Genomic DNA, 13,173 nt, shown 5'->3' with positions numbered 1-13,173 from the left:
GCTGACGTGGACGCCAGGCCCCCCGCGCGGATCTTCCGCACGGGGGGCCTGCGGGCGTCACAGCTCCGTCGTCGCGATCCGCCGCAGCAGCTCGTCCAGGACGGGCTCGGTGGTGGCGAAGTTCAGCCGTACGTACGTCTCGCCGCCCGGCCCGAACGCGGCACCGTCGCTGAGCAGCACCTTGGCCTTCTCTTCCAGGACCTCGGCCATGCCCGTGCGGCCGTAGTCGAGCCACGCCAGATAGGTGGCCTGCGGGATCCGGTACGTCACCTCGTCGGGCAGGCGTGCGGCGATCGTGCGCCGGTTGCGGTCCAGCAGGGCGCGGGTCTCGTCAAGCCAGGCGTCGCCGTGCAGCCAGGCCGCGACCGTCGCCTCCACACCGAGCACGCTCGGCGAGCCGAACAGGAAGGGCGGCTGGGCGTCGAGTGCCTTCAGCACCCCCGGCGCGCTGACGTGCGCCACCGAGCACCGGATGCCGCCCAGGTTGAACGCCTTCGTGGCCGAGGTCAGGGTGACGGTGCGGTCCGGGAGGATGGTGGCGAACGGGATGTGGCGTTCCGGACCGTACACCAGATCGGCGTGGATCTCGTCGGCGATGACCATCAGGTCGTGCCGCTCGGCGAGCTCGGCCAGCTCCGCCAACTCCTCGCGGGTGAAGACCCTGCCGGTGGGATTGTGCGGGTTGACCAGCAGCAGCACCTTGCACCCGGCCAGATCCGGCACCTCGAACCGCCACGAATCGCCGTCCGGTCGGGCCTGAATGGGGCGTAGCGGGCGGCGCATCGACTCCAGCGTGCCGAGGAACGGGTGGTAGGCCGGGGTGTGCACGGCCACCGTGTCACCCGGTTCGGTCCAGACGTGGAGCAGCACCTGGAGTGCCTGGTTGATGTCGGAGAAGGGGCGCACCAGCGCCGGGTCCGGGCTCCAGCCGTATCTGGCGGCCATCCGCCCGGCGAACGCCTCCGCCAGCGGGCCGCCCGTCGGCTGCTCGAGCCAGGAGGGATAGCCGAGGTCGCCGCCGGCGCGGCGGTGCAGCGCCTCGATCACCGCTGGGGCGGTGGGCAGGTCCATGTCGGCGACCCAGGCCGGGATGACGTCGGGCCCGGCCTTGGCCCACTTGAGTCCATCGTTGGTCGACTTCAGATTTGCGCCCACAAATGCGTCGCTCACCCACTCAGTCTAGAAATACCGGGATAAGCCCCCTTGAAGCGGTCTACCCCTGACCCCACGTAGGGTGCATGGCCGGCCGCCGGCGCCCGATGCCCGGCTGCGGGGCATCGGCCCGCCGACGCCCGATGCCCCGCAGTCGGGCGATGGCGTGTCAGTGCTGGGTGGCCAGTGCTCGCAGTCGGGTGATGCTGGCTCGGCGGCCCCAGGCGATCGCTGCGGACAGCATGAGCAGTACCAGCGGCATGACCACACCGCCACCGGTCACGAACGCTTCTGTCACGACGGCACCGGCCATCAGCCCGACGAACGCCAGCGCGGCGAGACCCGCCAGCAAGGGGACGAACAGCGCCACGACCCCAGCGATCTCAAGAAGGCCCACCAGATTGCGGAACCAGTCGCCCCATCCGATCGCCTCGAAGGTAGAGGCGGACGGTTCGGCGCCGGTCAACTTGGCGGCCGCCGCCAGGAGGAGCGGGCCGGCGGTGAGCACTTGAAGCACCCAGAGAGCGATGTTGCGTGCGCGACGTTTGGGGAGGTCTTTCGCTTCGATGAGTGTCATACCGGCGACGTTACGGAGCGGGGTTCACCCGAGGAATCACGCTAAGTGCCGGATGGGGGTGCACCTAGGTGCAGGGCGCCCCGGAAGTATCGCCGTACCTTCGCAGGCCGGGCACGGTGCGACTCTCAGTCGCACCGTGCCGGGGCGTCACCCGGGCCGGCGCCAGCAGGTGGGGCTTGGGTGGGTCAGAGGCGGCGGAGGACTGCCACGACCTTGCCCAGGACGCTGGCCTCGTCGCCGGGGATCGGCTCGTAATTGGCGTTGTGGGGGACCAGCCAGACGTGGCCGTCCTTGCGCTTGAAGGTCTTGACCGTGGCCTCGCCCTCGATCATGGCGGCCACGATGTCACCGCTCTCCGCCACCGGCTGCTGGCGGACCACGACCCAGTCACCGTCGGCGATGGCGGCGTCGATCATGGAGTCACCGGCGACCTGCAGGAGGAAGAGCGTGCCCTCGCCGACGAGTTGCTTGGGGAGGGCGAAGACGTCCTCCACGCTCTCCTCGGCCAAGATCGGGCCACCGGCGGCGATGCGACCCACCAGCGGAACATAAGCGGCGGTGGGCCTGTTGATCGGGGTCTCGTCATTGCTGGCGTCGGGGTCGACCCAGAGCACCGGCTCGCCCGGCAGGCGAACCTCCAACGCACGCGGGCGGTGCGGGTCACGGCGCAGATAGCCCTTGCGCTGCAAGGCGGTCAACTGGTGCGACACGCTCGACGTGCTGGTCAGCTGCACGGCCTCGCCGATCTCACGCATGGAGGGCGGATAGCCGCGCCGTTGCACCGACTCGCGAATCACCTCGAGGATCTTGCGCTGCCTGGGGGTCAATCCCAGGGAGTCACGTCGGCGCACCGCGAGGTCCGCGACCCCGTTTGCGTCATCCCGCTCGCTCATGCTCTGCCTCCTCGCCCGACGGCCTGCCTCACCGGCAGACCTCCCGGTCCGTGGTCCTGATGTCGCACACAGCGACCGTATCGCTGTTGAAGATCATTTTCAAACAATTGTTCGAGTCTTCCTCGAAATTGCTTGCAGCGTGGTGTACAACATCGTACGGGAGTTCGATCGACATCGTGTTCGATTTGCCGATCTTTATGTGGCGTTTCTCGGGTCACGACGGCGGGAGGTCAATCGTGCGAGCGACCACAATCACAGACCTGGCCAGCGGCGACGTCAAGTGCCTCACCCTCGTGATGGAAACTGTCCAGCGGAGGGGCGGTTGCGCGGACATTCCCGATCAAGACCAGACGCGTGTCTGTACGGGCGATATTTCAGGTGATATGGCGGCCACGTGTTCGAGTTCCGCAGATGGGCGGAAACAGGACGAAGCCACGGACCTTGACACCACCCACGGGAGGCGCGCAGGGGCGGATGTCACCCACGGTGACGGCCCACGGCGCGCGAGCCCTGAGAGCGACGGCAGGGCGCACCCTGCCGGGGACTTCGTCCGAGAGGCCACCCCAGGAGCGACCGTCCCGAGAAGGGGGGTTGCGAAAGCAGGCGTTCGGGGTTCGGGAGTTGCCGGAGGAGGAGTTACAGCGATGGGGATCGCAGGTCCGGGGGGCACGCCCTCAGGCGTTGCGGAGCCGAGGGACTCAGGACCGGGAGTCCCGGGTTCGGGGCGTGTGGAAACGGGGGCTTCGGAGTTGGGGATCTCGGGGTCAGAGATTTCGGCAGCGGCAGCGGCAGTTTCAGGGGCCGGGGTCTCGGGGGCGCCGGCTGGGAGGGTTCGTGTCGTGGGCTTTACACCCGTGACAGTTTTGGGTCTGAACGTTTCGGGTGGGGGCGTTCGGGGTCAGGATGCTCCGAGTGAGGGTGTGTGGGGCGAGCGTGTCACGAGCGGGGGCGCTTTGGGCGAGCGGGGGCCGAGGGATGGCGCGCCAGGCGACGAGGAGTCGCCGGGGGAGAGTCGCCACGACGTTGCGGATGACGCTGACCCTCACGCCGAGGTTCGGAGGGATGGGGATGCGGAGGCCGGAAGGCCGGCAGCGCGGAGCGGTGCTCGGATGGGAAGGGACCCGTCGAAGGGGCTGGGCGCCCGCCGGGCGGCACCGGCTGGTAGGCCTCGCTTGCGGCTCGTGCCTTCGCCTCGCGCGGACTCTGACACCTTCCCGTCATCGTCATCGCTGTCTTCGTCCTCATCGCCCTCCCCATCGCTGTCCCCCTCCCCGTCGCCGTCGGCCAGGCTGTGGCCTGCGCGTGCGGATCAGGCGGCCGGTGTGCGCGTGCGGGATGCGCGAGTCGGGGCCCGCGCGCGTGACGACGTGCGGACAGGGTCACGCCGGACGGACGATGAACGGCTTGAGGCGCCAAGGCGTACCAATGATCAGCGGGCCAGAGTGCGGGCGCGCGGAGGCGAGGCGGTCGGAAGGCGGCGTGTGGCCGGAGATGAGCGATCCGGGGTGCGGGTGCGCGACGGTGCGGGGGGCGGAGGGCGGCGTGTGGCAGGGGATGAGCGGGCCGGGCTGCGGGTACCCGACGGCGATCGAGCTGGTGGGCGGCGTTTGGCCAAGGAGGAAGGGCTGTGGGCGCCTGATGGCGACCATGCCGGAGGGCGGCGTACTGCCAAGGAAGAGCGAGCCGGGCGGCGGCGTACCTCGAAGGAAGAGCGGGCCGGGCGGCGGCGTGCGGGTGAGGACGGGCGGGCCGGGGGGTGGCGGGGTGAGCGGGTCGGCGATGGGCCGTACGACCAGATGGCGGATGGTGGACGGCCGGCCCGGGGAGAGACGCCTGCCGGGCGTGGCGGTGACTCGGCGAAGTCCGGTGGGCGCCCGGGTGTGAAGGCTCGCCGAAGGGCGTGGAGAGCCTCGGGTCAGAGCCGTGTGGCCGGGCTGGTGGACGCCTCTCGAAGCGGTGCCGAGGTCTATGACCTGATGGCGGTCCGAGGCGTGGGTGGTTCTCGTGGGAGGGGCGGCAGGCGGCACGCCCCCGTCGGAGGCCGTGGCATCCTCCAGGGCGCGGCTCCCAGGACGCCCCCGGTGCGGCTCACGCGCCGGGGCCGGGCCGTGCTCGTGCTGGCTTTGGCGCTGCTGTCACTCGCCGGGTTCTGGCTCGGGATCTTGGCGGCGAGCCACGCGTCCACCGGACCGACCGGCGCGAGCCGACCCTGGACCGGATCAACCAGCGCGACCGGGGCGGGATCAACCAGCGCGACCGGTGCGGGATCAACCAGCGCGACCGGGGCGGGCGAGGCTTGGGTGGAGGGTCTTCAGGGGAGTGCGGTGTCAAGGGTGTGGTCAGGTGGTTCGGGCTCGATGCCGGGCTGAGTCGGTGTCCGGTGCTGGGTCGTACGTGCTGGACCTCTTTGACAGCAGTGAACGTTCGAGCCGTATGTGAGCGGGATTCACCGACGTGACGTGCAGCAACCGGAGTGACACGCGAGCCCGAGCCTGGGGCGACACGCCCGGGGCGAGTGGGAAGGCTGGGGTTGATCAGCGGGTTCCGCGTTGGGGTGCTTTCCAACTTGCGTTCATGCTCGCACCCTCCTACGGTTGGACCACAACATCTAGTAGTTACACCGATGTAGTTCACCACACCTAGTGTTTCGACGACCGCACCATGGCAGGCCATGGCGCGTGCGAGAGCCTATGGTGACGCGGGTTTCGCGCCGGTGGTGGCCCCGGTTCGAGGAGGCGTAAGCGTGCACTGTCCGTTCTGCCGCCATCCCGACACCAGGGTCATCGACAGCCGCTCCACCGAGGACGGCGCCGCCATCAGGCGTCGCCGGACGTGCTCCAAGTGTGGCCGACGATTCACCACGCAGGAGACCGTACTGCTGATGGTGAACAAGCGCAGCGGAGTGACCGAGCCCTTCTCGCGAGAGAAGGTCGTCGCGGGCGTGCGGCGAGCCTGTCAGGGCAGACCGGTGAGCGAGGACTCCCTGGCCCAGCTGGGTCAGAGCGTCGAGGAGGCCATCCGGGCCAGGGGCGCGGCCGAGATCGCCGCCAACGAGGTGGGGCTGGCGATCCTCGGGCCGCTGCGCGAGCTCGACGAGGTGGCGTACTTGCGTTTCGCATCGGTGTATCGCGGTTTCGAAAGTCTGGCGGATTTCGAGGCCGAGATCCAACAGTTGAAGGCGGAGAAGGGGGAGTCATGACGGAGACGTCCAGTGGTTCAGTGGCGCGCGGGGGCAAGCGTCCTCGCAAGGGCCTGAAGATGAAGCGGATCTTCACCACGCCCGGCGTGCACCCGTACGACGAGATCACATGGGAGCGCCGCGACGTTGTCATGACCAACTGGCGCGACGGGTCGATCAACTTCGAGCAGCGGGGCGTCGAGTTCCCCGAGTTCTGGTCGGTCAACGCGGCCAACATCGTGACCACCAAATACTTCCGCGGCGCGGTGGGCACGCCGCAGCGCGAGTGGAGTCTGAAGCAGCTCGTCGACCGCGTGGTCGGCGTCTACACCAGGACGGGGCTGGAGCACGGCTACTTCGCCAGTGAGGAGGACGCCGAGATCTTCGACCACGAGCTGAAGCACGCCCTGGTCCATCAGGTCTTCGCCTTCAACTCCCCGGTCTGGTTCAACGTCGGAACCCAGTCACCTCAGCAAGTGAGCGCTTGCTTCATCCTCTCCGTGGACGACCAGATGGAGTCGATCCTGGAGTGGTACAAGGAAGAGGGCGTGATCTTCAAGGGCGGCTCCGGGTCGGGGGTCAACCTCTCCCGCATCCGCTCGTCCAAGGAGCTGCTCTCCAGCGGCGGTACGGCGAGCGGCCCGGTGTCGTTCATGCGCGGCGCGGACGCCAGCGCGGGCACCATCAAGTCCGGCGGCGCGACCCGCCGGGCCGCCAAGATGGTCGTGCTCGACGTGGACCACCCGGACATCGAGGAGTTCATCGAGACCAAGGCGCGCGAAGAGGACAAGGTCCGCGCGCTGCGGGACGCCGGGTTCGACATGGACCTGGGCGGCAAGGACATCGTCTCGGTGCAGTACCAGAACGCCAACAACTCGGTGCGCGTCTCCGAGGAGTTCATGCGCGCGGTCGGCAAGGGGGACTCGTTCGGTCTGCGGGCCCGCCTGACCGGCGAGGTGATCGAGACCGTCGACGCGCGTGAGCTGTTCCGCAAGATGGCCAAGGCGGCGTGGGAGTGCGCCGACCCGGGCGTGCAGTACGACGACACGATCAACGACTGGCACACCACCCCGGAAACGGGCCGCATCACCGCGAGCAACCCCTGCTCCGAGTACGTCCACCTGGACAACTCCTCGTGCAACCTGGCCAGCATCAACCTGCTGAAGTTCCTGAACGACGACAACTCCTTCGACATCGCCGGCTTCGTCAAGCTGACCGAGCTGATCATCACCGCGATGGACATCTCGATCACCTTCGCGGACTTCCCGACGGAGAAGATCGGCGAGACCACCCGCGCCTACCGCCAGCTCGGCATCGGCTACGCCAACCTGGGCGCGCTCCTCATGGCGACCGGCCACGCGTACGACTCCGACGGCGGCCGTGCGGTGGCCGGAGCGATCACGTCGTTGATGACCGGGGTGTCCTACCGGCGCAGTGCCGAACTGGCCGGCGTGGTGGGGCCGTACGACGGTTATGCCCGTAACGCCGAGCCGCACAAGCGGGTCATGCGCAAGCACGCCGCCGCCAACGACGACCTGCGCACGGTCGGCACCGTGGACGCCAAGATCCACGCCGAGGCGACCCGCCAGTGGACCGAGTGCCTTAAGACCGGCGAGAAGAACGGCTACCGCAACGCCCAGGCGAGCCTGCTGGCCCCCACGGGGACCATCGGCTTGATGATGGACTGCGACACGACCGGGATCGAGCCGGACCTGGCGCTGGTCAAGTTCAAGAAGCTCGTCGGCGGCGGGTCGATGCAGATCGTCAACCAGACGATCCCGCGCGCGCTCAGGCAGCTGCACTACCAGCAGGAGCAGATCGAGGCCATCGTCGAGTACATCGCCGAGCACGGCCACGTGGTGGACGCCCCCAGCCTGCGGCCCGAGCACTACGAGGTGTTCGACTGCGCGATGGGCGAGCGGGCCATCGCGCCCATGGGTCACGTCCGGATGATGGCCGCCGCGCAGCCGTTCCTGTCCGGCGCGATCTCCAAGACCGTCAACCTCCCGGAGTCGGCGACGATCGACGACATCGAGCAGGTCTACATGGAGGGCTGGAAGCTCGGGCTGAAGGCGCTCGCGGTCTACCGCGACAACTGCAAGGTGGGCCAGCCGCTGTCGGTGGGCGGCACGAAGAGCGAGTCGAAGACGGCCGAGGCCGAGGCCGAGCCGGAGCCCGAGGTCAAGGTCATCGAGGTCAACCGGCCGACCAGGCGCCGGATGCCCAACCAGCGGCCCAGCACCACGACCCGGTTCACGGTGGGCGGCGCCAAGGGCTACATGACGGCCTCCTCCTACCCTGACGACGGGCTGGGCGAGGTCTTCCTCAAGATGTCCAAGCAGGGTTCGACGCTGGCGGGCGTCATGGACGCCTTCTCGGTGGCGATCTCGATCGGCCTGCAGTACGGGGTGCCGCTCGAGACGTACATGAGCAAGTTCGTCAACATGCGCTTCGAGCCCGCCGGCATGACGGATGACCCGGACATCCGGATGGCGACCTCGGTGATGGACTACATCTTCCGCCGCCTGGCGCTGGACCACCTGCCCTACGACGAGCGGGCGGCGCTGGGGATCTTCTCGATGGCCGAGCGGGCGGCGCAGCAGCGCGGCGAGGACCCGTCGGCGCTGCAGGAGTCGGTCGACCGCGAGGCGCTGGCCCAGTCGGCGCCGATCGAGGAACGGCCGAAGCCGGAGGCGGTCAAGGAGCTGACGCTGGAGAGCCACCAGCGCTTCACGGCGGACGCGCCGCTCTGCATGACGTGCGGCACGAAGATGCGCCCGGCGGGCAGCTGCTACGTCTGCGAGGGCTGCGGCTCCACCAGCGGCTGCAGCTGATCTCGCGTCCAGGTGAGAAATCACGGATGAGCGCACTGCCCCGGGAGGTCACCAGGGTGGCCGGCCCGCGAGACCTTGGAGCGGGGCGGCCGCCGGCGACGGCCAAGGGGACGGCTCGGACGCCGCTTCCCCGGTGACGTCCAGCGCGGTGCCGTACAGGCGGGTGACCTGGAGCCGGATGGTCATCCGCCGGTCGTGCACCATCTGCCGGAGAAATGCCTCTTGGTCCCTGGGGGCGTTCGGCTGCATGGCGAGGAGTTCGAGGCCGGCCTCGTCGCCGGGCTCGGTGCTCACCGGTGACAGCTCGGCCTCGCCCTCGGCCACGGCGTAGGACCGGAAGTCGTCGCTAGCGACGTAGAGGGCGCCGTGCGGGTCACGCTGGAGCTGGCGGACCTTGAGGCGGTCGGCGATGGTGGAGATCCTGACGACCTGCCGTTCGGGGTCCCAGGTGTAGGCGACGGTGGACAGGTGCGGCCGGCCGCTGCTCTTCTGCGTCGCGAGCGCGCCGAAGCGCTGCCGGGCGAGCAGGTCGGCCAGCTCCGTGTCCTGGAGCGCGCGGGGGGCCGGGCCTGCCCCGGGACCATACGACACACATCCTCCTTTATCCGCCTTCGACCCACAGTAGTAGGAGCAGTCAGCCCCTGCCGAGTCGTTGGCCAGGAGGCGCGCGGTCAGCCCATACCGAGTTGCTGGGACAGGCGCTGGGTGTCGGAGATGACCCAGTATTCGGCGAACCGGTCACCCTCGGCGCGGAGGATGTCGTGGCCGCTGAAGGCGATCCGGGTGCCCTCCGGCACGGTCGTGCCCGGCAGGCCGCCCCGGTAGGAGCCCGCGAACGTCCACCGCGCCGCCACGGTCGCCCCGTCCACGATCGGGCCCATGTCGAGCGTGACCGTGACGCCGGAGAACGGCGCGTGCCCCTGCTCCAGCGTCGCGATCAGCTCGTCGGGCCCACGTACGTCCACGCCCGGCCAGTGACCGACGAAGCCGGGGCCGACCAGGTCGTGCGCGAGCCGGAAGTCCCCGTTCCACATCTCCAGCAGCCAGCGTTCGTACAGTTCGGCGATCATCTTGACCGGCTACCCGGCAGGCGCGCACATTCACGTCCCGGGTCGCGCAGATAGGTTGTGGGCCATGAATCTCGCGATCACCCATGGGTACGTGGTCCCCGTGGCCGGCGACCCCATCGACGACGGCACCGTCCTGATCAGGGACGGGAAGATCGTCGAGGTGGGCCGCGATGTGGAGGTGCCGCCGGACTGCACGGTGGTGGACGCCGAGGGCGGCTGGGTGCTGCCCGGGTTCGTGGAGGCGCACGGCCATCTCGGCGTGTACGAGGAGGCCGAGGGCTGGGCCGGCCGCGACACCAACGAGACGACCGACCCGAACGGCGCCCGGCTGCGCGCCCTGGACGCCATCAACCCGGCGGAGCTGGGCTTCGCCGACGCGCTGTCCGGCGGCGTCACCACGGCGGTGATCAAGCCGGGCTCCGCCAACCCGATCGGCGGGCAGACGGTCGCGATCAAGACCTGGGGCAGGACCGTCGACGAGATGCTGATCAGGGAGCCGGTGAGCGTCAAGAGCGCGCTCGGCGAGAACCCCAAACGCGTGTACGGCGACCAGAAGAAGCTGCCGTCCACCCGGCAGGGGGTGGCCGCGGTGATCCGCGAGGCGTTCATGAAGGCCCAGGACTACCGGGCCAGGCGCGCCGCCGCCCGCGAGGAGGGCAAGCCGTTCGACCGGGACGCCACGCTGGAGGTGCTCGTCCGGGTCCTCGACGGTGAGCTGCCCTGGTGCCAGCACACGCACCGGGCCGACGACATCGCGACCGCGCTGCGGCTCGCCGACGAGTTCGGCTACCGCCTGGTGATCAACCATGGCACCGAGGGGCATCTGCTGGCCGACCTGCTGGCCGAGCGCGGCGTCCCGGTCATCATCGGCCCGCTGTTCACCAGCCGGTCGAAGGTGGAGCTGCGGCAGCGCTCGCTGCGCAACCCCGGCATCCTGGCCCGGGCCGGGGTCGAGGTGGCGATCACCACCGACCATCCCGTGGTGCCCATCCACTTCCTGGTCCACCAGGCCACGCTCGCGGTCAAGGAAGGGCTGGACGCGGCGGAGGCGCTGCGCTCGATCACCGTCAACCCGGCCCGCATCATGGGCATCGACGACCGGGTGGGCGCGCTGCGGCCGGGGCTCGACGGTGACGTGGTCATCTGGTCGGGTGATCCGCTCGACGTGATGAGCCGGGCGCTGCGGGTGTTCGTGTCGGGCCGGGCGGTGTACGCCTACCCGGAGGGGGCCGTCGATCCCTACTACAGCGAGGTCCGCAAGTGATCGGCAAGCGAGCGTCGATGCGGTTACGTCACAGTGGGAGCCCGAAACGAAGGAAGGCTTCGCGATGACCGCTCCGCCCCCCACGTCGACGCACGATCAGCGCCCCAGCAAGGCGTTGCTGATCTGCCTGGTGATCTCCAGCGCGCTGGCCCTGGTCGTGCTGGTGTTCCTGCTGCTGGAGGGCGGCCCGGCCGGGTTCGGGGTGTCGGCGGCGCTGGCGGTGACGCCGCTGCCGGTGCTGCTGGCGGCGGTGCTCTCACTGGACCGGCTGGAGCCGGAGCCGAAGCTCCACCTGCTGTTCGCGTTCGCCTGGGGGGCGGGGGTGGCGGTGGTCCTCGCGATCGTGCTCACGATGGCGGGGCAGGCGCTCTTCGCCCGGGCCGGCTACGGGCCCGAGCAGGTCGACGTGGCCGGCACGGTGTTCCTGGCGCCGGTGATCGAGGAGGCGCTCAAGGGCTCGGCGCTGCTGCTGCTCCTGCGCAGGAGGCGGGAGATCGACGGGCTGACCGACGGCATCGTGTACGCCTCGATGGCCGGGCTGGGCTTCGCCGTCGTGGAGAACGTCGGCTACTACCTGCTCGCCTACGGGCAGGACGGCCTGGAGGCGGCCGTGCAGCTCTTCGTCATCCGAGGGCTGATCGACCCGCTGGGGCACCCGGTCTACACCTCGATGATCGGGGTGGGCGTCGCCTACGCGCTGACCCGCCGCAACGCCTTCCGCTTCGCCGCGATCCCGCTCGGCTACCTGGGCGCGGTCCTGCTGCACGGCCTGTGGAACGGCGCGGCCACGATGGAGTCGCTGCCGGCGCTCGGCATCGCGTATCTGGTGATCATGGCAGTGCTCATCTGGCTGATCATGATCACCGTCAGGGAGCGTCGGCACTTCGTCGCCAAGATGGCCGTCTACCTGCCCGGATACGAGGAGACCGGGCTGGTCACGCCGCCGGACATCCGCATGCTGTCCACCCTTCCGGCCCGCCGGGCGGCCCGTAAGTGGGCCAGGCGCGCCAGGCTCGGCCGGGCGATGAGCGACTATCAGCAGGCGGCCACCGAGCTGACCATGCTGCACCTGCGCACCGAGCGCGAGGGCATGGACGCCGGGCGGTTCGAGGCCGAGCGGGACGCGCTGCTGGGGGCCATGGCGAGGGCCCGGCGCTGGTGACCGGCCGACCCGGCGCTGACATAATCGGGGCAGTCCCCCCGAAGGAGATCAGATGAGCTGGGTGGAGATCGAATCCGAGTCCGAGCTGCGCGCACTACTGGGCGAGGTGATGCCCCGGGCGGCCACCAAGGACCGGGTGCGCCTGCACGAGCGTGACCGGCAGTGGCTGGCGGCCTCGCCGTTCTGCCTGATCGCGACCGCGGCCGCGGACGGCACGTGCGACGTCTCGCCCAAGGGCGACCCCGCCGGTTTCACGTACGTCATCGACGACAGCACGATCGCCATCCCGGACCGCCCCGGCAACCGCAGGGCCGACGGCTTCCTCAACATCCTGGCCAACCCGCGGGTCGGCCTGATCTTCGTGGTCCCCGGCCGCAACGAGACCCTGCGGATCAACGGCCGTGCCCGGCTGGTCAGGGAGGCGCCGTTCTTCGACGAGATGATCGTCAAGGGCAACCGGCCGGCCCTGGCGCTCGTCGTGGAGATCGAGCAGATCTTCCTGCACTGTGGCAAGGCGTTCATGCGCAGCAAGCTCTGGAAGTCCGACACGTGGGCCCCCGACGCGCTGCCCTCGCACGCCACCCTCGTCAAGGACGTGCAGGCGACCGAGGAATCCCTGGCCGACCTGGAGGCTTACTACGCCGACGCCTCCTACAGCATGAAGCTCTACGGCTGAGGCCGGGCGCCCGCAGCCTGGGGCGCCGACCGGCCTGGAACGTTCCTACGCGGCGGGCGTGGGACCGCCGGGAAAGCGGATGACGTTACGGCCGCTGTAGGCGCGCAGGTCGACGACCTTCGGGTCGGTGGCGGTTCTGCGCCGGTCCGCCGAGCCGATGTCGCGGACCTTGTGCCTGACAACGCGCGGTGCGACCGCGACCAGCCTGTTCATGTGAGCCCCCCGTGATAATCCTGTTACCTATGTTATCTACAGATACCCCTGTATGTTCGGTGTAAGGATCAGATCAGTAGGGAAGTCGTCGGCCTGACGGAGATCGCAGGTCCACATCCGTGTCCCGGTCCGGACGCCGCTTGCTCGTCGTCTT

General features: G+C 69.4%; 12 protein-coding genes. 6 read left to right on the top strand and 6 right to left on the bottom strand.

What is annotated here, in order from left to right; genetic code table 11:
* Positions 1-57: 57 nt before the first annotated feature.
* The 3 genes from OHA68_RS44300 to lexA all read right to left on the bottom strand — a co-directional run bounded on the left by OHA68_RS44300 (position 58) and on the right by lexA (position 2,622).
* On the bottom strand, positions 58-1,170 hold the full coding sequence (locus OHA68_RS44300) for a MalY/PatB family protein (RefSeq protein ID WP_327105599.1): 1,113 nt from the start codon (positions 1,168-1,170) through the stop codon (positions 58-60).
* A gap of 151 nt (positions 1,171-1,321) precedes the next feature.
* Positions 1,322-1,729, bottom strand: coding sequence for a DoxX family protein (locus OHA68_RS44295; RefSeq protein ID WP_327105598.1), 408 nt, complete (start codon positions 1,727-1,729; stop codon positions 1,322-1,324).
* Between the two features lie 185 nt (positions 1,730-1,914).
* A complete protein-coding gene (gene lexA / locus OHA68_RS44290; RefSeq protein ID WP_225277532.1) occupies positions 1,915-2,622 on the bottom strand; it encodes a transcriptional repressor LexA in 708 nt (235 codons plus the stop codon).
* A 1,425-nt stretch (positions 2,623-4,047) separates the two neighbouring features.
* On the opposite strand from lexA, the gene OHA68_RS44285 reads away from it, so the two are divergent.
* From OHA68_RS44285 to OHA68_RS44275, 3 genes are all read left to right on the top strand, one after another.
* Positions 4,048-4,506 (top strand): hypothetical protein, encoded by a 459-nt coding sequence (locus tag OHA68_RS44285; RefSeq protein WP_327105597.1) that lies wholly within the window; start codon positions 4,048-4,050, stop codon positions 4,504-4,506.
* A gap of 859 nt (positions 4,507-5,365) precedes the next feature.
* Entirely contained in the window at positions 5,366-5,821 is a 456-nt protein-coding gene (nrdR, locus tag OHA68_RS44280; RefSeq protein WP_189140987.1) for a transcriptional regulator NrdR, read from the top strand.
* A complete protein-coding gene (locus tag OHA68_RS44275) occupies positions 5,818-8,634 on the top strand; it encodes a vitamin B12-dependent ribonucleotide reductase (protein WP_327105596.1) in 2,817 nt (938 codons plus the stop codon). The genes nrdR and OHA68_RS44275 overlap by 4 nt, the downstream gene beginning before the upstream one ends.
* A gap of 48 nt (positions 8,635-8,682) precedes the next feature.
* Here OHA68_RS44275 and OHA68_RS44270 read toward each other — a convergent pair whose 3' ends face one another.
* Together OHA68_RS44270 and OHA68_RS44265 are read right to left on the bottom strand one after the other, a co-directional pair.
* Positions 8,683-9,225 (bottom strand): TIGR03618 family F420-dependent PPOX class oxidoreductase, encoded by a 543-nt coding sequence (locus OHA68_RS44270; RefSeq protein ID WP_327105595.1) that lies wholly within the window; start codon positions 9,223-9,225, stop codon positions 8,683-8,685.
* Positions 9,226-9,305: 80 nt separating this feature from the next.
* Positions 9,306-9,704, bottom strand: coding sequence for an ester cyclase (locus OHA68_RS44265; protein ID WP_327105594.1), 399 nt, complete (start codon positions 9,702-9,704; stop codon positions 9,306-9,308).
* A 64-nt stretch (positions 9,705-9,768) separates the two neighbouring features.
* On the opposite strand from OHA68_RS44265, the gene OHA68_RS44260 reads away from it, so the two are divergent.
* From OHA68_RS44260 to OHA68_RS44250, 3 genes are all read left to right on the top strand, one after another.
* Positions 9,769-10,968 carry an amidohydrolase gene (locus OHA68_RS44260; RefSeq protein ID WP_327105593.1) on the top strand — a complete coding sequence of 400 codons (1,200 nt, stop codon included), beginning with the start codon at positions 9,769-9,771 and terminating at the stop codon, positions 10,966-10,968.
* Between the two features lie 64 nt (positions 10,969-11,032).
* Positions 11,033-12,130, top strand: a complete 1,098-nt coding sequence (locus tag OHA68_RS44255; RefSeq protein WP_327105592.1) for a PrsW family intramembrane metalloprotease — start codon at positions 11,033-11,035, stop codon at positions 12,128-12,130.
* 52 nt (positions 12,131-12,182) lie between these two features.
* Positions 12,183-12,806, top strand: coding sequence for a pyridoxamine 5'-phosphate oxidase family protein (locus OHA68_RS44250; RefSeq protein WP_327105591.1), 624 nt, complete (start codon positions 12,183-12,185; stop codon positions 12,804-12,806).
* Between the two features lie 45 nt (positions 12,807-12,851).
* On the opposite strand, the gene OHA68_RS44245 is transcribed toward OHA68_RS44250, so the two are convergent.
* Positions 12,852-13,019 carry a hypothetical protein gene (locus tag OHA68_RS44245; RefSeq protein WP_189140980.1) on the bottom strand — a complete coding sequence of 56 codons (168 nt, stop codon included), beginning with the start codon at positions 13,017-13,019 and terminating at the stop codon, positions 12,852-12,854.
* Positions 13,020-13,173 lie beyond the last annotated feature (154 nt).

Source organism: Nonomuraea glycinis (genome assembly GCF_035920485.1).
Taxonomy (GTDB): domain Bacteria; phylum Actinomycetota; class Actinomycetes; order Streptosporangiales; family Streptosporangiaceae; genus Nonomuraea; species Nonomuraea glycinis.
Note: the sequence above shows the minus strand (reverse complement) of the source record. Positions and strands in the feature narration are given on the sequence as shown.